The organism is Methanoregula sp. (genome assembly GCF_049686655.1).
In the GTDB taxonomy this organism is placed as follows: domain Archaea; phylum Halobacteriota; class Methanomicrobia; order Methanomicrobiales; family Methanospirillaceae; genus Methanoregula.
Window position 1 is genome coordinate 91,896 of the sequence record NZ_JBAVIG010000019.1, and the last position, 20,471, is coordinate 112,366.

Here is a 20,471-nt window from a genome sequence, read left to right on the forward strand (position 1 = left end):
GCAAGAGGGGGGGGGCGCATCGTCTTTTCGAAAAAAATGATTTCTACAGAGCACTTTTTTCCATGTTATAAATTAAAGAAACTGCAGAAAAATTCAAGAACTCAGGTTACCGATTGGACTGTATGCAGGATATTGTCAGCAGTAAAAAGATGGAGAACGGGATCGTCGTCTTCTGGGACGAGGATGGCGGGAAGAAGTACGAGTCGTTCAATTATGAGGAGCTTGTCGATGCGAAGATCAATGCGCTCGACCTGCTCGAACGGCCAAAGTCCTACAAGGTCGATAAGGATAAACATACGCTCGTCGCGAAGAAATAATTCTCTTATATTTTCCGCTCTTTTAGAAAAACCGTTGGGATCAATTATTTTCATGAGTCTTTCCGAAGAACTATCTTTGCGCAGGGGCTGCACCAGCGGCGGGAGCGGAGGCAATATGTGCTGCAGGCCCCGGGAGCGTCAACTATTTTTACGGAGATCTATTTAGAATAATATTTTCCAGGTTCTGGATGTATGCCGCGTGTGAGCGTCCGCAAAAATATATAAGTGTATAAGCAAACACTTATACATAATCATGGAACCGTGCAAAAAGTGTAAAGAATGCAACAAGCTCTGCGAGGTCGTCCCCGGTATGGCCGGGACATTCAAGGCCCTTGGCGATCTCACCCGGCTCCAGATCATCTATCTCCTGTCAACTGATACGAGCGGGACGCTCGGGGTCAGCGAACTCGCCGCCCGGCTAGGCATCTCGCAGCCGGCGGTCTCCCAGCACCTGAAGACCCTGAAAGCTGAAGGGATTGTCGATTCGCGGCGGGAAGGGTTCTATGTCTACTACACGGTCAACCGCGAACGGATCGTGCAATTCAGGGAACACTTCGAGCTGATGTACGCGAGTGTTATGGAAAACTGCGACAAGGAACTCGTACGGAAGATGACACAGCACAAAGTACTGAATGCCTGCGTTGTCTTCTTCTCGTACACCGGCGTTACCCGGGCAGTTGCCCGGCAGATCCGGAATGCCTGCGGGTGCGATCTCGTCGAGGTAAAGACCCGGAAAGAGTACTCGACCTTCACCGCGTACACGACCGGGGTACTCCGCTCCCGGAAGGATGCCTGTGATGCGATTCTTCCGGAAACGATCGATGTCTCACGGTACGAGCTGCTCATCATCGGTACACCGGTCTGGGCCTGGAAACCTGCACCGGCGATCAACGCGGCAGTCAGGGCTCTCACCGGCTGCGAAGGGAAAAAAGCCGTGGTCTTCGTGACCAGCTGCGGCCAGCCCGGCGAAGCCCTGCCGCTCCTCAGGACCTCCCTTGCGTCCCGGGGTGTCGAAGTCGTATCAGAGAGCAGTCTCACACAGGATGACATGGAGAGCCAGAACGCGGGCAATGACCTCATCGGGCGGATTGTCGCAGCATATCCCGTCCCGGCAGCTGAAGCACAGGAAACAGGGAGATGAACTATGAAGATCTGTACAATCTATCACTCACATTCAGGAACTACCCGGGGCGTGGCAGAGAAGGTGAAGGCCGCCTGCGGGGGAGAACTTGTTGAAGTTACGCTGAAGGAAAGACATTCCTTACCCGTAGCGTACTTTCTCGGGTGGGTCCGTTCAATGAAGCATGGGCGCGATCCGATCGAACCTGAGCACATCGATATCTCCGGCTTTGACTGCGTGGTTATCGGGACACCCGTCTGGGGACGGAGACCAACACCGGCAATAACCGCGGCAGTGGAAGGGCTTGAGGGTTGCATGGGGAAAAAGGCAGTTCTCTTCGCTACCTGCCGGAATGCCGCCGGTGACACCATCCCTGTACTTGCACGGGCACTGGAGGAAAAGGGCATGGTTGTTCGCGGCCAGTTCGTCTTCACGACGCATGATCTGGAGGACAACGAACCGGCAAATGTGCTGATTTCGAAAGTAAAGGAAACGGGAAGTGAATTTTGAAGACCATCATCTATTACTTTACCGGCACCGGCAACTCGCTGGCCGCCGCAAGGAAGATCGCCGCAGCCCTCGGTGACTGCGAGATGATATCGATTGCATCGCTGCAGAACAAACCGGGAGATATCGTTCCGGCAGCAGAACGTGTCGGGATCGTCTGCCCGGTCTACGATGCCGGGCTCCCCCACATCGTGGCCGAATGTGCCGGGCGTCTCGACCTGTCCCAGACCAGCTATAGCTTTGGCATCGTCACCCTTGGCGGGACAGGAGTCTCCGCCCTCCACCAGCTGAACGGGATTGTTTCCCGGAAAAACGGGAAAATGCTGGATGCAGCCTTTATCGTAAAAATGCCCGGCAATTTCCCGCCGGTAGGGAAGATAGCATCCCCGGAAAAACAGCAGGAGATCCTGAATGCCGCTGACGCCCGGCTCGCGGAAATTGCCGGGTTGATTGGGAAAGGAGCCATTGTGCCCCCAGGTTTTTCACCGGTCTCCTCGCTGATGAGAGCCATCGTCTACCCCCCGTTCTTCAGGAATGTCCATGGCATGGACAAGGACTTTTCCGTAACCAGTGCCTGCACGTCATGCGGAACCTGCATGAAGGTCTGCCCGGTAGAAAATATTGTTATGCTCAAGGATCGTCCCTCATGGCTGCATCACTGCGAACTCTGCTGCGCCTGCCTGCACTTCTGCCCGGCAGAGGCGATCCAGCTCAACGTGTTCTTTGGCTCAAAGGGCCGGGGAAGGTACCGTCATCCGGACGTGAAGGTCCCTGATATGAAGGCGCAGAAGGGAGAGCAGGTGTGAAGATGACCCTATGTTATTTCCCGGCACACACAACTACCGTCACATCACGCAAGCAATCCTTTCGGTAAACCCCGGAGGTATTTTTAGTCGGGATCATGAAAATGTCTGAAACGAAAAACCCGGGCCGCGGACAGGATTACCGGCGCCGGTTCGACGCAACGATCTCCGCAGTACTGCACCAGGGACTGCGGATCATCCATGCGGATCCCGGCCTCTTCCTCGCCGGGACAAGGATCGCGTATCACCAGAAAAAAGCAGCCGCGATCCGGAAAGAACACGAGGACCGGGGTCTTGTTGTCCCCCCGGTTATGATCACCAGCATCACCTCGCAGTGCAACCTTGCCTGCGGCGGTTGTTACATGAAGCACCGTGGGGCAACGGAGCATCCGGGAGAGATGAGTCCTGAAACGCTTGCTTCTCTGGCCGGGCAGGCAGCAGAACTGGGAGTCTCCGTCATCGTCATTGCTGGCGGCGAGCCGCTGGTACGAAAGGACGAGATCTTCCAACTGGCAGGCGCATTTCCGGAAATCCTCTTCCCGGTCTTCACCAACGGACTCATGATCGACGCAGGAGTGGCGGATGCAATTGCAGGATGCCGGAACATCGTGCCGGTCATCAGTTTCGAAGGATTCCGGGCGGAAACTGATGGAAGACGAGGGACCGGGGTGTATGACCGTCTGCTCTCGATCTGCGGGTACCTTCGCGACAGGAAGATCTTCTTCGGGTGCTCGATCACCATCACGCGGGAAAATTTCGATTGCGTCACTGGCGAGACATTCATCCGCCAGATGATCGGGGCCGGCGCCCGGGTATTCACCTTCGTAGAGTATGTGCCCATAGAACCGGGCACAGACGAACTCGCACTTGCCGGGGAGCAGAAGATAATGCTGAATTCCCTCATGTCGGTGTTCGGCAGCAAATTTGCGGCTATCTTCATCGGATTCCCGGGCGACGAGGAGGCGTTCGGGGGATGTCTGGCAGCAGGCCGGGGTTTTGTCCATGTCAGTCCGTCGGGAGATCTTGAGCCTTGTCCCGCCGCGCCTCTTTCGGATGCAAACCTGGTACATGTACCCCTCGCTGACGCCCTCCGCTCCCGGCTCCTCTCCCGGATCCGGGACGAGCACGGGCTGCTCACGGAAAGTACCGGTGGGTGTGCCCTGCGGGCAAACCGGGTGTTGGTACAGCAGGTTCTCTCCGGTCGTAAATAAAAAAATATTTGGCCCACGCCCGCGGGTCCGGGCCGGAGCAGTACCAGGTTTCCGGATTTCCGGAAATATTCGTGTACAAAATTCCGTAAAGAAAAAATCCCGTGAAAAATTTTCACCGGAATTTTTTTCAAATTTTTTGGAGCATGAGGATTATTATTTTTATCAGCATCTCTCTCCAGCCTTGCCGGATTCCAGCAATAGTCCGGCAACTGCACGCATCACAACCATAAAAAACCCCGGCGCCCTGATACACCATCAAGGCATTCATGGCGGGAACAATGAGCAACCGTGAGGTGGCGGCGATCCTGTACGAAGTTGCTGACCTCCTCGAGATCAAGGACGTAAAATTCAAACCTGTGGCGTACCGGCGGGCAGCCCACGAGATCGAGACGCTCTCCGAAGAAATCGGCAGGATCGCCGAACGCGATGGACTGGAGGAGATCCCCGGTGTCGGCACCCACATAGCCACCAAGCTCCGGGAGATCCTCGATACCGGGAAGCTCGCATATCTCGACCGGATGAAACAGGAGGTAGGGCCCGGGGTACGGGAGCTCGCCGGGATCGGGGGGATCGGCCCGAAGAAGGCGATGCTCCTTCACCGTGAGCTCGGCATCGACAGCATGGAGAACCTCGAGGCTGCTGCCCGGGCGGGGAAGATCCGCGGGCTGACCGGGTTTGGCGAGAAGAGCGAGCAGAACCTCCTGCTGGGGATCGCCGCACGTAAGGGCACTGCCGGCCGGTCCCTGCTTGGAGAGATCCTCCCGGTCGCGGAGACGATTCGCACCCGGCTTGCCGTCCTTCCCCAGGTGCGGCAGATCCGCCTCGCGGGCTCCCTCCGCAGGATGAAGGAGACGATCGGGGACATCGATATCATCGTTGCCTCGGCCGAACCGGAGCCGGTCATGGCCGCGTTCGTCACGCTCCCTGAAGTGAGCCGGGTACTCGGCCGGGGACTTACCAAGAGCTCCATTGTCCTTGCCTCGGGCGTGCAGGTCGACCTGCGGGTGGTGGATGAAGGACAGTTCTGGACTGCACTCCTGTATTTCACCGGGTCAAAAGACCACAACATCGCACTCCGGCGCCGCGCCCTCGGCCGGGGCTGGAGCCTGAGCGAGTACGGGGTGAAAGATGAAGCTACCGGCAGGAACATTCCCGGGTCGGCCGAAGAAGACCTGTACCGGATGCTCGGCCTGCCGTACATAGAGCCGGAACTCCGGGAGAACACGGGCGAGATCGAGGCCGCGGAGAAGGGAACGCTCCCCAGGATCGTTCCGTATGATGCAGTGAAAGGGGACCTCCACGTCCACTCGCAGTGGAGCGATGGCAGGGACTCGATCCGGGACCTGGCAGAAACCGCCAGGGCCCGGGGGTACGAGTATATCGCAATCTGCGATCATTCCCGGAGTGCCGAGATCGACCGGGGACTGACCGTTGAGAAGGTAGTACAGCAGCGGGCAGAGATCGAACAGCTGAACCGCGAGTCCGGTGGCATCCCCGTGCTTCACGGGGTTGAGTGCAACATTAATGAAGACGGGACGCTGGACCTCCCCTCTGCGGTTCTCAGGGACTTCGATCTGGTCATCGCCAGCATCCACTCCCGCCTCCGGATGCATGGCGACGAGATGACACGCCGGCTGCTCGCTGCCATCCATAATGAGAACGTCGACATCCTTGGCCACCCGACAGGGCGAATTCTCCTCCGGCGGGAACCCGCAGATCTCGACCTCCCGGCGATCTTTGAGACCGCCGCGGCGCAGCACGTGGCGCTGGAGATCAACGCATATCCCTCGCGGCTGGACCTCTCCGACACAAACTGCCGGAAAGCAAAAGAGTTCGGCGTGAACTTCTCGCTCGGTTCGGATGCCCACGCGACCGGGGACCTGGCGCAGATGCAGCTCGGCATTGCCACCGCCAGGAGAGGATGGGTGACCGCGGAGGAGATTATCAATACCCGTTCGCTTGAGGGGTTACGGGCGTGGCTCGGGGGGTGAGGTTTACGATTTCCGGGTTTGATTTCTGGCCAATGAATTTCCGGGTTCAGTACTTCTCTAAATTATCCCATCCTTTATGAGACAAAACCGCCCTGTCCTCATACATACGGTCTCGCCCCCCAATCCGGGGCCGGAACGGGCGTATTTTCCCATCAGGGTCCGGTTGTGAACACAAAAATAGAACCATGTTGTCCACCACGGAAATTATCCCCGCGCTTTGTGGCGAAAACTCAAAAACCGGTCAAATTGCGGGGCGTTATATTTTCCCTTTAGCGGTGTTCTGTAAGGGGTGTTTTTTTGGTCGGACGTTGTATCGTCTGGTACCCGATCGGGCACCCGGAGGCCATTATGGACCAGAATCCGGATTGGGGGTGTGCAGGAAAATTTGGCGTTATTGATCCATTCTTGAAATTAGTGAAGTACTGGGGTTATTGTCAAAGGGCAGGAACTCAATAATTTCAGTTTGAAATTCTTAAAAAAATATTTTTGTGAGGTTTCCCCGCCTCAGGCCTCTCCGGGGCACGGCGTCCCTCATTATCGGGGTATGGGGGTCTCAACCCCCATAATTCAGTGGATCATTTTCCTGCCGCATCCCGATCCCTTTTAATATCACAATCCGAGATCCTAAGCACCGTGACAGAATTCCAGCTTGTCTCAACGTTTGCACCGGCCGGTTCTCAACCGGAAGCTATCAAAACGCTGACCGATGGTCTCAGGGAGGGTGAGCAGTACCAGACCCTCCTTGGCGTCACCGGCTCCGGCAAGACGTTCACGATGGCCAACGTGATAGCGGCAACCGGTAAGCCCACTCTTGTCCTTGCCCACAATAAGACGCTTGCCGCCCAGCTTTACCAGGAATTCTGCGATTTCTTCCCGCACAACCGGGTCGAGTACTTCGTCTCCTACTACGACTACTACCAGCCCGAGTCGTACATCCCGTCAAAGGACCAGTACATAGAGAAGGACTCCGCGATCAACCCCAAGATCGAGATGCTCCGTCTCTCTTCAACCGCCTCGCTCTCGTTCCGGAAGGATGTGATCGTGGTCGCCTCGGTCTCCTGCATATACGGCCTTGGCAACCCGGAGAATTTCCGGAACATGGGGTTCGATCTCTCCGTCGGCCAGAAGATCTCACGGAACGAGATCATGAGCCGGCTGCTCGATATCCAGTTCCAGCGCAACGACATCGAGCTCATGCCCGGCCGGTTCCGTGTCAAGGGGGACACGATCGATCTCGTGCCCGGCTACTTCAACGACATCATCCGGATCGAGCTCTTCGGGGACGAAATCGAGCGCATCAGCGAGGTGGACAAGAACACCGGAGCCCGGAAAGAACCGCTGAACTATTTCTTTGTCTACCCGGCCCGCCATTTCGTGACGCCCGACAGCACCCGGAAGAGCGCGATCGCCTCCATCCTCAAGGAACTTGACGAGGTACTGCCCACGCTCGGCATGATCGAGGCCCACCGGCTTGAGCAGCGGACCCGGTACGATATCGAGATGATCGAGGAGACCGGGTCCTGCAAGGGCATCGAGAACTACTCCCGCCACTTCGATGGCAGGAACGCGGGGGAGAAGCCCTACTGTCTTCTTGACTATTTCCCGGACGATTTCCTGATGATCATCGACGAGAGCCACCAGATGATCCCGCAGCTCCACGGTATGTATAACGGCGACCGCTCCCGGAAGAAGTCCCTTATTGACTATGGCTTCCGGCTGCCGAGCGCCTACGACAACCGGCCCCTGAAGTTCCACGAGTTCGAGCAGTACATGGCAAACGTGGTCTTTGTCTCAGCAACCCCGGGCGACTACGAGCTGAAGAAGTCAGGGAAGCCGGTCGAACAGATCATCCGCCCGACAGGCCTCGTAGATCCAAATGTGGAAGTGCGTCCGATCGAGGGCCAGACCGACGATATAATCCGTGAAGTGCGGGACACGATCGCCCGCGGTGACCGGATCCTTATCACGACCCTGACCAAGAAACTGGCCGAGGAGCTCTCCGAATTCCTGGCCGACCAGGGCATACGGACCCGGTACCTCCATTCCGAGATCCAGACCCTCGAACGCAGCGAGATCATCCGCCAGCTGCGGCTGGGAAAGTTCGATGTCCTCGTGGGTATCAATCTCCTGCGGGAAGGACTTGATATCCCGGAAGTCGGGTTCATCGGGATCCTCGATGCGGACAAGGAAGGCTTCCTCCGGGATGCACGAAGCCTGATCCAGATCATCGGCCGGGCAGCACGGAACGTGAACGCAAAAGTTGTTCTCTATGCCGATGCCATGACCGATTCGATGAAAAGGGCGATTGCCGAGACAAAACGGCGCCGCGAGCTACAGGTTGCGTTCAACACGGAACATCACATCACGCCAATGACGATCATAAAACCGGTCAAGGAGAAAGAGGTCGAGATCTCTGACACAAAACACGTGCCGAAGAACGAGATTCCCAACGTGGTAATCGAACTGGAGAAGCAGATGCAGGACGCAGCAGAAACGCTGGATTTCGAGAAGGCGATCGCACTCCGCGACCAGATAAAAAAACTCAATGAGCGGCTGAGCGGAAAACCCGCTGCATCACCATAGCCCGCAGACCCCGGGGCCCCCGGCGGAGGTTGGCAGGAGAAGACAAAAGATCCGGTCCGGGTCTTTTGGATCAGGGTCTCGTCCTGTTTCCGTTGCCGGGATCTTTCTCGCCTGGTCCGCTCGTCCCGACCATGTAATATTTCCTGATAAAGCCCCTGACATTCTCGGACTCGATCCACCCTTTGTCCAGCTGGGTGATGATCCGATCGATCTCCCGGGCCTGCAGGATGATCTTATCCGTGATATCCCCGGGTGCCATGCTCGAGAGACCCACGATGACTGCCAGCGGGTTGCGGATATGGTCGCCAAGGATTGCGAACTGCTCGATATTCTTCTCGATCTGCTCGAGAGCCTGCCGTTTCGCAGCCTCCATCTGCTTGCGGTCAGTAATATCAATGAATGAGGCCATGATACAGATGGGTTTTCCCGTATCATCCCTGACCATGTTCATCCAGAGGAGGACATAGAACGGGGATTTGTTGAACTTTAGAAGAACCAGCTCGCCAAACCAGCTGCCCTTTACTTTCACGGCGTCCTTCACATCATTAAACTGCTGGGAGGAGCTGAAAAAATCAACGGCACTCTTTCCCAAAAACTCGTTCTCGTGATGGTATTCCATCAGCCTGAGCATGGACTGGTTGGTATACGTGATCCTGAATTCAAGGTCAAGGATCGCGATCGCGTTGATCGATGAACTGATGGCATGGTCCTTGATCAGCAGGGCCAGCTCCGCGTGCTTACGATCCGTGATATCAATGATATTGATGACGAACTGGTTCTCCGGGAGCATCCCGGCAGAGATCAGCATCCACCTGCTCCCATCGTTCCTGGATCGCAGTCTCACTTCATAGATTTCAACACTGCCATGAGTTTTGAGGCTCCGGAAGAAGGTATCCCGCTTCTCTGCATCGATGAAGAGATCGCCGAACGGGATGAGAATGACTTCCTCTTCCGAATACCCAAGCATAGTGGAAAACCGGTGATTGACTTCCTGGATTCTGAGGGTGCCCAGATCTATGAGGCCGACACCTGCCTGCGCGTGGTTGAAGAGTCCCCGGTATTTGACCTCGTTCCTCCTCATGTGGGTGGCAAGGCTCGAGACTACGACCGAGACGCCGATCAGGACGTAGCAGGTAACGGAAGACGCGACGAGGACGGATATGATCCCTCCCATGAAAAACCAGACCATCCCCAGGTAGGCGAGGGAAATAATTACTGCAAAGAGCGGGCCCCGGTTCGGGTACCAGTACGCTGCAATCACGACCGGGATATAAAAGAGGTTGGGAGCAACATCGTTGTTACCATAATGGAGGGAGAGGATGTTGATCAGCAATGCGAGGACCGTGGTATTCAGCACGATGAAGAGCCAGAGGTTGGAGAGGCTTTCTTCCCTTTCAACAAACATATTCCCGTTGGTCATCCTCGTATCCGCCTGTGGTTGTCGTGTATCCGCCCGCCCGGTTAAATAAGGGGGCCTGCCGGAATATATGAAACTCAATTGCCCGAATCGATATTAAATAGTTTTCATTTGGATCGATAAAGGCCAATCAAAATAGCGGTTGTTGTTCAGGAATCTGGGGGATATGAAAGGGTTATTTTTGCAAACGAAACATATCATCAGCATATATATACGACTCACCATTCATAATCGCGCCAGTGTTGTGTCACATCTCTCGTTCACGTACTTTTAATGGTAATAATCCAGAGCACGAAGAGCAGCACCACGCAGACCAGGACAACGACACCGGACTCCCTCATCCTGAAGAGACCGGGCAGGGTCATCCTGTCCGTTTTCCCGTATCCAAGAAAACTCCTGCTGATCCTCGGATAAATACTGCGTGCAAAGAGGCCGGCCCCGGACAGGATCCCGAGGAGTCCCGCCAGCGCATCCGGGTACCCGGCTCCTGCGGCTGACAGGACGGATGCCGGGCCATAGCCCAGCAGGGCAAATCCTGCTCCCATAATCAGGCCTCCGGCAAGATGCGTGCCAAGCGACGGTTGCATAGTCTTCCGTTCCGCAAGCCCGGCACGACATATCACGAAAAATCCTATGGTCGCTACGATCATCGCCGATAAAAGGATCTTGAGAAAGGTGAAATCCGCCAGCTGGAGCTGCCCTTCGATGACATCGTAGTTCGCAAGGCCCCCTTCGTAGAGCAGGATCCCGAATGCGATCCCGATCAGGAGCCCGGTAATTATCCGGCCCGATGCAGTTACCCGGGTCTGTTCCGCCATCGTCATCACACCCCTGACAGCCTGAACAGGACAAGCGTTACCGTAATACCGGAAAAGAAGGTGGCGAAGAGCGTGAGGTAACTTGCGACCAAGAGCTGGGCAGTACCGCTGATCCCGTGGCCACACATGCAGCCCCCTGCCCATCGGGCTCCGATGATCAGGAGCACTCCCCCGATGAATGCGATGGCCATCCTCACAATGATTGAGGGTCCGAATGCGGCGGCCCACATGGCGGGAACCGCCCCCGTCCCAGCCTGTGGCATCAGCAGTGCGGCAATGCAGGCGCCGATCACGATCCCCGCAATCACCATGACCTGCACGTCAATAGCGGGAACAAAAAGCCGGTAATATTCCAGGCGCTCCATTGCCGCCCGGTTTATTATCCGGTCGATCAGGCCCCGGACCTTGACGAACGCGGTGGTGCAGCCGAGCGGGTGGCGGGCGAAGACAAACGAGAGGCAGGCAAGAATGCCGATACCGGCACCTACCAGGTACGGGGACCAGGGAACCATGGGAACGACCCCTCTTATCAGCCCAGCCCCCACTGGGCGAGCGTAGTCCGCGAAGGGCCGACATCGTTCCAGACCCGGCCGAGTGCCTCGATCATTTCTTGTTCATGACCCCCATTGATCGAATGTTGTCCCCGTCGTGATCTTTTTACTTGGATCTAACAGTTCATTCCAATCCCATCCCAGAGCTTCGATGATGCGGGAAATTGGTTGTTGTAATGTTTTTTCTAACATCAGATCTAAATCAACGTGAAATTCTTTTGGAACCTGATCACCATATTCAAAACAAATTACATTGGTATAGGGATATTTCGTGTCTGAGATTCCTGAACTATCAATATTTTTGATGTATACACGTTTTGGCTTACTACCTTTTCCAAATTCCGTGTGGAGGTGGTCATTCGAATATTTCGCACCACGAATATGTGCATCATCTATATCATAATCATCAAGGTCCTTTCCGATTCCGCCAGGAATACCAATCATGTCTAAGGGATATTCACCGGATTTATATTTTTTTACTTCGTCTATCAGATATTTACGGATCTCAGCTTTCCCTTTCCCATCGAGGATCATCACCATTAGCTGCTGCTGAACAGTCTTCGTGATCTGGGGGGTATCGCTGCGCCGGATCTCAAAACCAACAATATCGGTCTCGTGCACGTCCTTCCCCTCTTTCCAGACGAGCGAGCCCGCGTATCTTTTCTTTTTCCCAGCCTGGAAGAACCTGGCATAGATCTTCTCGAATTTAATGGAGAAGAAGTGGTAGTCCGCGTTCAATTCATTTTTTGCAAATTCTGCATAGCTTTCGTTAAGGCGTTTCTCGATCTGTCTGGCGAGTGCGATAGTCTGCTCCTTGTCGAGATCTTTTGGAAGCTGAACCATGCAGGAGTCAGTATCCCCGTAAATGACCTTGTAGCCCTGCTGCTCGATCACGCGCCGGGTGTGTTCGATGATCGCCCGTCCGACCGAAGTTGCTGCAGAACCGATCTCCCGGTCGAAGAGCCGGAACCGGGGGTACCCGCTTACCCCATAGTATGTGTTCATGATGACCTTGAGCACATTCTGCTGCATGTCGTAGAGGACGTACTGCGGGGAGCCAAACGGGAACGTGTTGCGGAGGGCTTTCTTCTCATCCCGTTCCTTGAGCAAGTCTGAGATAATACTCCTGGTCAGCCCGTCCGGTTGTTTGCGGAACCGGATCCCGTTCGGGGCACGGAGCTCGCCATTCGGATCCTTGGTTTCCATTGATGCATTGATCGTCATCATCGCCATCGGGTAGAGCGACTTAAGATCAAGTACCACGACGTTCTCACGGACGCCCCTGCTCGGCTCAAAGACGGTCGCCCCTTCAAACTCTTCAGCATTAACAAACCCTTTCGAGGGCAGGATGTATCTGTTGGATGCTTTCCGAAGGACAAAAACATCGACCACGCTCGATGAATTAAGAGTCTTGTCCAGCGGGCAGCCTACGTAACGGGCAATCTCCCGGTAAAATTCTATAATGTTGTCTTTTTTGTTGATCCCGACACAGAGCTCCACGTCCTTGAAGTTGTACTCCACGAACAGGGCCGGCTGCTGCTTCCAGAGATCGGAGATCGTTCCCGTGTACCGGACCTTCTGCTCGCCCAGTTCCTCCATGGCGACCGCATCGAGCCGGTAGGACTCCTTCAGGCTTGAGTGCATCTTCTTGTAGGCCGTGAGGAGATCGAAGAGCGCCCGGCCCCTCAGGGCATTGCGCTCGGTCTGGCCGGGGATACGGGCCAGCGAGTCCGAACGGAGGCCGAGCCGCTCCATGCGGCCCGTGATGTACGGCATATCGAAATCCACGAAGTTCCAGCCCGAGAGGACATCCGGGTCCCGGGCAACGATGTACTGCGTGAACGCCCGGAGCATCATTGTCTCGTCTGCGTACGTGCAGATCGTATGGATGCCTTTCCGGAAACACCCGTTCGCGAGGCCCCCTTCTTTCTCTTTCTGCGCGATCTCTTCCGGTATCCCGCCCGCTCTGAGCAGGAATGTGGTGTAATCCTCGTCGAACGAGTCATAGCAGGTGATACAGGTGATCGCGTCCCGCTGGGTATCGGGGAACCCCCGTTCATCCTCGCATTCGATATCGATGATGCAGGTCCGGGCCGGTGCATCGACTTCTGCGGCAGCGATCTCATGGTAATCCACGAGTTCCTGCGGGGTAAAGACCCCCCCGGTAAGGCCGGTATCGATCATGAACCGGGTGGCGAACGGGATGTCTGCCTCGAAGTGGCGGTATTTTTCCCGGACATCCCGGACATCGCCCGGCCGGTTGGTGTAGAGCCTGCGGAGGGATTCACCCCGGATCGAGCGGTACGTGGTCCCGGTCTCAAGCGTTACCTGCCGGGGGAGGGGCACGGTCTCTGCCTGGTCGGCCGGGACATAGAAATAAGGTTTGAACCCGGTGACGTCCAGCCGTACTGCCTTACCCTGGACATTCCTCCCGAAGATGTGGATGATCGGGCCTTCCGGTGAGTTGCTGTACTCTACCTGGTTGATCGCGATCCGCTGGCCCGCTTGTACTTCCTGCGTACATGGCGAGTTCATGCAATTCTCTAATGTCGATTGCGCTTGTGAGGCCATCACAACACCGTGCCCGTGCAGAGCCCGGAAGCAAAGCGCCCGGCCTCCTGCATCCTCGCGGACTCCCAGTCGTCCAGCTTCCATTCCTCGATTGCATGGATCCCGTTGCGGCCGATCCGGGCCGGGACACCAAGCGAACAACCGGAAATCCCGTATTCCCCGCCAAGCACTGCTGAGCAGGAGACCAGTTCCCGGCGATCATCCACGATCATCCGGATCAGCTGGCTGATATGGAATGCAGGGCCGAATACGGTACCCCCCTTGCCCCGGATCACCTCCATGCTGGACCCCCGTAGTTCTGCAAGGATCTCGTCCCGCTGTGCATTATCCACGGTTCCGGCAAGCCGCGAGAAGACCGGCACCTGGTGATCACCGTGCTCCCCAAGCACAAAAGGCGTGCCGGCAATTCCACGGCACTTCAGGGCGAGCCCGAACCGGGCGCTGTCGAGCTGGCCGCCAAACCCTATGCAGCGTTCCCGTGGGATCCCGGTGATCTGGTGGAGGAAGTAGTTGTTTGCATCCATCGGGTTGGTCACCGTGATGAGAATGCCGGCAAAATCCCCCAGCATCCCCGCGATCTCCTGTGTGACGGGAAGGTTTGCAGCAAGCAGATCGGCCCGGGTTTTTACTGCAGGATCGCGGGGAAGCCCTGCGGAAAAGACGCAGATGTCTGCATCCTCCACATCATTCATGGTGGTGCTCACAGCCATATCGATACCGGTATGCTGCATGTCGAGCACCTGCCCCTTCAGCAGCCCGGGGGCGCTGTCGTACAGGACCAGTTCGTCTGCCAGGCCAAGGACCGCGGCAAGGTACGCGACCTCTCCCCCGACCCTGCCAACCCCCATGACTGCGAGACGCACCATCTGGTACCAATATGGGTATGCTGATAATAATAAAGGGCATCAGGGCCGGCCGGTTATTCTTGCAAAAGTCTTACAAATTCTAAAAAAGGGTAATACAAAATGCTGTTGCAGCACATCCTGGTAAAATGGGGATGTGGTTAACTCTGAACCGCAATGATAGTGATGTTATATCCGGTTTCATTGCCGGTCGTTGTTTCCCAGGAGCGTGAGTATACCGCAGCGAACGTGTATGTCCCCGAAACATTGGACATGAGGGTCCAGGCCCGTGTCCCCCCTACGCCCACCATTCCTTCCGTATGGGAGTTTTCCTGGTAACCAGAAGAGAGGATCTCAAGGCCAGGGCTGGTTGTCGCATTCCAGGAATACCCGGTTGTGGGATTCTCCGCAAGCTGGATCACGAACGGTGACTGGACTGCGATCTGTTTTGTTGCACCGTTATCGGACTCTGTGAACGTGACCATCGTAGTATTCTCCGCTGTAAGTGCTGGTGTCTGCCGGACCGTGCTGACCGGTGCAACGGAGGTAGCGACCCCCGGGAGCACAGTCGTAACAGCCGGTGCTGATGGGGTTGCCGGCACCTGTGTTGTCGTTGTGGGCGGGGCCTGTTGTGTACAACCGGAAGCCACCAGAAGGATTGCCGTTATGACAAGAAGCCCGACAAAAATCCCTGCGGTCTTCGGAGGACGAAATATTACTCTCATGGAAGATGAATTGCCCCCATATCCCTGATAATATTTTGTCTTACGAAGAAATCATTTTCCCGGGTAAAAATTATGCCAGCAGTACGGTAAAAAACAGAAATGGTCCCCGTCCCGGCAATTTCCTGTTCCTTTCGAAAAGAAGTGTCTGCTGTCTTTTCCATCCTTTCAGCCCCCCGTTTTGATCCATAATACCTCTTATGTAGGGGAACGCTCATCTTTACATGGAAAACTATGTCTGGGGATATTCTTGGATGGATTGTACTAGGCGTTGCTATTTTAGCAATCGTCTTTCTGATCTTCAGGTCCATAGGAATTTACAACCGGTTCTATACCCTGAATAATTCATCTGAAGCAACGCTCGGGCAGATCCGCGTTGCCATGAAAAAGCGACTGGACATGATCGATCAGCTTCTCGGCGCGGTCAGGAGCTATGCGAAGTTCGAGCAGGAGACCTTTACGAAAGTCGCTGCGATGCGGGCGGGCGTTTCAACAGCAGGTCCCGGCGACCTCAGCAAGATGGAGGCGGAGTCCCGTTCAATCTTCGGTCGCCTGCTCGCGGTTGCCGAGAACTATCCCGAGCTGAAGACCGCCGGAACCGTTGCAAGCCTCATGGGCCCGGTAAAAAGCCTTGAGGAAGAGATCGGGCGGCAGCGCTATACCTACAACAACATTACGCAGGAATTCAACACAATGATGGATACGATCCCCTCGAAATTCATCGGGAACCTGATCAACCTCAGGAAACTTGAGTACCTGCAGTTCGAAGAGGCCATAGCGACTCCGCCGAAGATTGAGTTATGAGGAGGGAAAAACGTGGGCGAAACAAAACAGCTGGCCGTTCTCGTCATTGCCACGCTGGTTATCGGCATCATCGGGATTATTCTTGTCGTGACCGTCACGCCATTATTTGAGGGCGACCTTACCGTCAGTTCCTATGGGGCGACCCTGTACCAGAACGGCACGCTCCATGAACAGTATAGCTATAACGTAGGTACCTCCGGGGAGTACCGGATGCTCTTCCGGAGCTGGGAAGCACCGCTCGTGTTCAATAGCATCAACAGTTCCTCTATACAACTGGTCTCGATCGATGCTCCTGCAGGCACGGTCGGATATGCCAAAGACGACCAGGGAAATGTGTTCGTGACAGATTCTGCATCCCCCGAATCCCTGAAATCCGAGATCGGTTCTCTTGCCGATACAGACGAGATCGGGATCTTCAACCCGGAGTATTTTGCAGCGGGAACGTACACGGTCGGATATACATATGTTGTCCATCCTCCGGTTGAATACGATACAGCTAATGATCACCTGAACCTCCTTCTGGCTGGTAGTAGCCATATACCGTATCACTCGGTGCAAATCACGGTTCCCGCTGATAATGTCGTGCAGGTATACGCATATCCCCCGACGCTGATCACGGAAAAAACCGGTGACACCTGGGTTCTTACCGGACCTGCTGCAGCGGATGAGAATGTTGCCGTGGAACTCCTGACAACCCCCGGAGGTCTCAGCCAGATCCCGGGCTTCAGGAGCGAAGTAGCAGGTCTTGCGGGAAGCACCGCCTGGGGAAATTTCTGGTACAACCTCCCGTACTGGATTGCATGGATCCTTAAGTACCTGGGAGAAGCAGCGGTCCTGGTAGTGCCGTTCCTGTTTATTGTCATCTACAACCGGTACGGTCGGGAAAAATCATTTACCGTCCCGGCGTATCTCAGCACAATCCCGAATCCGGCACTCAGGCCATGGCAGGTCAACCTGCTCTTCAAGGACGCTGCCATGGAATTTGACGAGGACGGGTTTTATGCAACCCTGCTCGACATGCACCGGCGGAAGATCATCGCGATGACGGAAAAAGTTGGGGGAGCTGGCATCGAAATCCGGTTACTCTCCTCCGCCACCCAGGATCCCTACGAACAGCGGGTTATTGCTTTTATCCAGCAGATCTCCGAGAACGGTGTACTGGATACCGCGAGGATCGGAGAGCTGGCAAAAAGTGCGCAGTCAGAATATGCTGCAGAAGAAAAAGCGGTGAGATTCCAGCGGCTTCTCACCGATATTACCACCCGTGCGGATGCATCCCTTCCCGTGAAATATATTGTTGACGGGAGGGACCATGTCATCCCGCTTTTCCTGACCTGCATTGTCGCATGCGGGATCACCGCAATCATCGCCTTTGTGGCATCCATGCAGTCCGCCATCCTTTACCCGGCAGTCGTGCTCTGGGGGATTGTCGTAGTCCAGGTGAGCATTGCTCTTCTGGTGACACCTCCCACCCTGTTCGGCCACTGGAAAGATGATCATTTCAGGGAAAAACTCGAATGGGACTCATTTGCTCACTTCCTTTCTGATATGGCTATGATACAGAAATACGCACCTGAAGATCTCTCTATGTGGGGAGAGTGGCTGGTGTATGGCACGGCGCTTGGCGTAGGTAAAAACGTGGAACAGGCAATGAAATCGCTCAATATTCACATCCCGGACACCGGTGTCCCGGTGGGGGCTGTCGCCATGAGCTATGCATTTATCCCGCTCATCGCCTTCATGCCTCCAAGTCGCGGCGGTGGAGGCTACCGGGGCGGCGGGAGCTTCGGTAGGGGTGGTGGAGGTTTTGGCGGCGGCGGTGGCTTCGGGGGTGGCGGCGCCCATGGGCGATAAAGCCTGCATTCTCTTTATCTGCACCGCAAACGCGGCCCGCTCGCAGATGGCAGAGGGCTGTCTCCGGGCAAGGTACGGCGAACGGTATGAAGCCTTCTCTGCCGGCATCCACCCGGCGGGCCGGGTGACTCCCCGTGCAATAGCGGTAATGCAGGAGATCGGTATCGACATATCGGGCCACCGGTCAAAGCCGCTCAGCATTTTTAATGGCGTCCCGTTCGATCTTGCTGTCACGCTCTGTGACAATGTTCACGAGGTCTGCCCGGTCGTACCTTTCGCGAAAAAAACAATTCACCACGGGTTCCCCGATCCACACCTCACCCCGGGCACCGACGAGGAGATCCTGGACGGATACCGGAGAGTCAGGGACGCGATCTGTGCATGGATCGATGTGAGCTTTGCACACGGCACCCCGTCATAGAGACAGGGACCCTTCAGGAAAAACCCGCCGGGTTCCGCGACCGGGTGGAATGTGAGACCCGGTGCCCGTGTGCGGAGGCAGGAGCAATACCGGCAGATCTCGTACGACCTGACAATGTGAAAAATCAGTTATCTCCCTTCTGAACCCCCGGCCTGGCATTGAATACTGTCAGTGACAACCCGGTCCTACCCTGTTCCCCGCAGTTTGCATGAGAAACAGAAGATGCGTGGTAATCCTCCCAAAAAGATGTTCTTTATAATAAATAACGACCATTTCCTGATGGATGGTATCGATCAGGCCGGAACCGGTAACTGTGGGTGGCGTCCCGCTGTCAAATCACATCCTGCTGGCTGCCGGGGTCCTGGGTACTACGGGTGCATCGCTCTCACGCATGCTGAACATGGGGGCGGGGGGCGTTGTGACCAAGTCGATCGGCCCACTGCCCAAAGACGGGCACAGCGGACCGTGCCTGGTCGTCCTTGAGGACGGGCTCCTGAACGCGATGGGCCTTCCCAACCCTTCAATGGAATTTGTCGATGAGATCACAACCCTTGCCAAAAAGCCCGTGGTCGCCAGCATCTTCGGAGGAGACCCCGAGGAATTTGCAACGGTTGCCGGATGGTTTTCCGGGAAAGTCGCCGGCATCGAGCTGAACCTTTCGTGCCCCCATGCCGAGGGTTACGGGGCAGCGATCGGCAGCGACCCGGCCCTTGTAAAGGCCTGCACGGAAGCGGTGAGCCGCAGCGGTGTCCCGACCTGGGTGAAACTGACTCCTAATGTAACCGATATCACGGCGATCGGAAAAGCTGCCGAAGCAGGCGGGGCAAGTGCAATCGTGGCGATCAATACGGTCAGGGCGATGCGGATCTCTACCGGTCTCCGCCGCCCGGTACTCGGGAACCGGTACGGCGGGCTTTCGGGGAGTGCGATCTTTCCGATCGCAGTCCGGTGCGTGTATGAACTCTATGAAGCAGTGGATATCCCCATCATTGGCTGCGGCGGCATCGCGACAGCCGACAATGTGGTAGAGATGATGATGGCTGGCGCATCAGCGGTTGAGATTGGCAGTGCCGTCTATGATAACGTGAATGTGTTTGAGATAATCAGGAAAGAACTGTATGCAAAGGACGGGGTCCGTCATGAGGAGATCGTGGGGTGCGCCCATGGCTGAAGGAATTCCTCTTACCGTCACGATCACGCGGATAAAAAAAGAGACGCCGAATATCCGGACATTTTTCTTTGAACCTCCGATCGCCTTTAACCCGGGCCAGTTTGTCATGGTCTGGGTGCCCGGGGTTGACGAGATCCCCATGGCCCTCTCATCGGTAAACAGCATAACGGTACAGGTTGTCGGGGATGCGACTGCTGCGCTGGCCGGTATGTCCCCGGGCGACCGGCTTGGGATCCGCGGGCCGTATGGTAACGGGTTTACCAAAGGTGAGAAGGTACTTGCCATTGCCGGGGGCGTCGGTGCTGCCCCGCTCCTGTCCCTTGCCAAGGCCGATTGTGTCATGACGCTGCTGCTCGGGGCACGAACCGAAACCGAACTACTCTTCCTCGACCAGCTCGATGAATGCACGGACGTCCTGATCGCAACGGATGACGGTACGATGGGACTTCACGGCTTTGTCACGTCCCTGATGGATGACCTCAACCTGGCCACGTATGACCGTATTGCAGTCTGCGGCCCGGAGATCATGATGAGAGCCGTACTTGCAAAGGTAGCAGAGAAAGGACTTGCGCATAAATCTGAATTCTCGCTCCACCGGTACATGAAATGTGGGGTGGGCGTCTGCGGGTCATGCTGTATTGACCCGTCCGGCCTTCGGGTCTGCCGCGATGGCCCGGTCTTCCCCGGAAATCTTTTGCAGAAAAGTGAGTTTGGCCACTACATGCGGGATGCAAGCGGCAGGAAAAAGAATCTCTGATCCCGGTAAAC

General features: G+C 55.9%; 19 protein-coding genes. 12 read left to right on the forward strand and 7 right to left on the reverse strand.

Annotated features, from left to right (window positions below; translation table 11 throughout):
• The first annotated feature begins 122 nt into the window (after positions 1–122).
• The 7 genes from WBL42_RS02495 (at position 123) to uvrB (ending at position 8,532) form a co-directional block, all read left to right on the forward strand.
• Positions 123–317, forward strand: a complete 195-nt coding sequence (locus WBL42_RS02495; protein WP_424719686.1) for a hypothetical protein — start codon at positions 123–125, stop codon at positions 315–317.
• A gap of 253 nt (positions 318–570) precedes the next feature.
• Positions 571–1,458, forward strand: coding sequence for a metalloregulator ArsR/SmtB family transcription factor (locus WBL42_RS02500; protein ID WP_424719687.1), 888 nt, complete (start codon positions 571–573; stop codon positions 1,456–1,458).
• Positions 1,459–1,461: 3 nt separating this feature from the next.
• Positions 1,462–1,947: a flavodoxin family protein gene (locus WBL42_RS02505; RefSeq protein WP_424719688.1), complete on the forward strand. Its 486-nt coding sequence runs from the start codon at positions 1,462–1,464 to the stop codon at positions 1,945–1,947.
• Positions 1,944–2,750 (forward strand): EFR1 family ferrodoxin, encoded by an 807-nt coding sequence (locus WBL42_RS02510; RefSeq protein ID WP_424719689.1) that lies wholly within the window; start codon positions 1,944–1,946, stop codon positions 2,748–2,750. Before WBL42_RS02505 ends, WBL42_RS02510 begins: the two co-directional genes overlap by 4 nt.
• 101 nt (positions 2,751–2,851) lie before the next feature.
• A complete protein-coding gene (locus WBL42_RS02515; RefSeq protein WP_424719690.1) occupies positions 2,852–3,958 on the forward strand; it encodes a radical SAM/SPASM domain-containing protein in 1,107 nt (368 codons plus the stop codon).
• 278 nt (positions 3,959–4,236) lie between these two features.
• Entirely contained in the window at positions 4,237–5,949 is a 1,713-nt protein-coding gene (polX, locus tag WBL42_RS02520; RefSeq protein ID WP_424719691.1) for a DNA polymerase/3'-5' exonuclease PolX, read from the forward strand.
• Positions 5,950–6,582: 633 nt separating this feature from the next.
• On the forward strand, positions 6,583–8,532 hold the full coding sequence (uvrB, locus tag WBL42_RS02525; RefSeq protein WP_424719692.1) for an excinuclease ABC subunit UvrB: 1,950 nt from the start codon (positions 6,583–6,585) through the stop codon (positions 8,530–8,532).
• 70 nt (positions 8,533–8,602) lie between these two features.
• Here the strand turns inward: uvrB and WBL42_RS02530 are convergent, their stop codons facing one another.
• The 7 genes from WBL42_RS02530 to WBL42_RS02560 all read right to left on the reverse strand — a co-directional run bounded on the left by WBL42_RS02530 (position 8,603) and on the right by WBL42_RS02560 (position 15,764).
• Positions 8,603–9,937 (reverse strand): PAS domain S-box protein, encoded by a 1,335-nt coding sequence (locus WBL42_RS02530; RefSeq protein ID WP_424719693.1) that lies wholly within the window; start codon positions 9,935–9,937, stop codon positions 8,603–8,605.
• 272 nt (positions 9,938–10,209) lie between these two features.
• On the reverse strand, positions 10,210–10,773 hold the full coding sequence (locus tag WBL42_RS02535) for a YeeE/YedE thiosulfate transporter family protein (protein ID WP_424719694.1): 564 nt from the start codon (positions 10,771–10,773) through the stop codon (positions 10,210–10,212).
• Positions 10,773–11,279: a YeeE/YedE thiosulfate transporter family protein gene (locus WBL42_RS02540; RefSeq protein ID WP_424719695.1), complete on the reverse strand. Its 507-nt coding sequence runs from the start codon at positions 11,277–11,279 to the stop codon at positions 10,773–10,775. The genes WBL42_RS02535 and WBL42_RS02540 overlap by 1 nt, the downstream gene beginning before the upstream one ends.
• 102 nt (positions 11,280–11,381) lie before the next feature.
• On the reverse strand, positions 11,382–13,853 hold the full coding sequence (locus WBL42_RS02545) for a DNA-directed DNA polymerase (protein WP_424719723.1): 2,472 nt from the start codon (positions 13,851–13,853) through the stop codon (positions 11,382–11,384).
• A gap of 35 nt (positions 13,854–13,888) precedes the next feature.
• Positions 13,889–14,755 carry a malate dehydrogenase gene (locus tag WBL42_RS02550; protein ID WP_424719696.1) on the reverse strand — a complete coding sequence of 289 codons (867 nt, stop codon included), beginning with the start codon at positions 14,753–14,755 and terminating at the stop codon, positions 13,889–13,891.
• A gap of 137 nt (positions 14,756–14,892) precedes the next feature.
• The gene (locus tag WBL42_RS02555; protein ID WP_424719697.1) at positions 14,893–15,456 is read right to left on the reverse strand and encodes a protease inhibitor I42 family protein; all 564 of its coding nucleotides are present in this window, start codon (positions 15,454–15,456) and stop codon (positions 14,893–14,895) included.
• Entirely contained in the window at positions 15,453–15,764 is a 312-nt protein-coding gene (locus WBL42_RS02560) for a hypothetical protein (protein WP_424719724.1), read from the reverse strand. Before WBL42_RS02560 ends, WBL42_RS02555 begins: the two co-directional genes overlap by 4 nt.
• On the opposite strand from WBL42_RS02560, the gene WBL42_RS02565 reads away from it, so the two are divergent.
• The 5 genes from WBL42_RS02565 to WBL42_RS02585 all read left to right on the forward strand — a co-directional run bounded on the left by WBL42_RS02565 (position 15,688) and on the right by WBL42_RS02585 (position 20,460).
• Positions 15,688–16,257, forward strand: coding sequence for a LemA family protein (locus tag WBL42_RS02565; RefSeq protein WP_424719698.1), 570 nt, complete (start codon positions 15,688–15,690; stop codon positions 16,255–16,257). The two genes, WBL42_RS02560 and WBL42_RS02565, sit on opposite strands and share 77 nt — an antisense overlap.
• Positions 16,258–16,269: 12 nt before the next feature.
• On the forward strand, positions 16,270–18,111 hold the full coding sequence (locus tag WBL42_RS02570) for a DUF2207 family protein (protein WP_424719699.1): 1,842 nt from the start codon (positions 16,270–16,272) through the stop codon (positions 18,109–18,111).
• Positions 18,101–18,532 (forward strand): arsenate reductase ArsC, encoded by a 432-nt coding sequence (locus WBL42_RS02575; protein ID WP_424719700.1) that lies wholly within the window; start codon positions 18,101–18,103, stop codon positions 18,530–18,532. Before WBL42_RS02570 ends, WBL42_RS02575 begins: the two co-directional genes overlap by 11 nt.
• A 283-nt stretch (positions 18,533–18,815) precedes the next feature.
• Positions 18,816–19,703 carry a dihydroorotate dehydrogenase gene (locus tag WBL42_RS02580; protein WP_424719701.1) on the forward strand — a complete coding sequence of 296 codons (888 nt, stop codon included), beginning with the start codon at positions 18,816–18,818 and terminating at the stop codon, positions 19,701–19,703.
• Entirely contained in the window at positions 19,696–20,460 is a 765-nt protein-coding gene (locus WBL42_RS02585) for a dihydroorotate dehydrogenase electron transfer subunit (protein ID WP_424719702.1), read from the forward strand. The genes WBL42_RS02580 and WBL42_RS02585 overlap by 8 nt, the downstream gene beginning before the upstream one ends.
• Positions 20,461–20,471 lie beyond the last annotated feature (11 nt).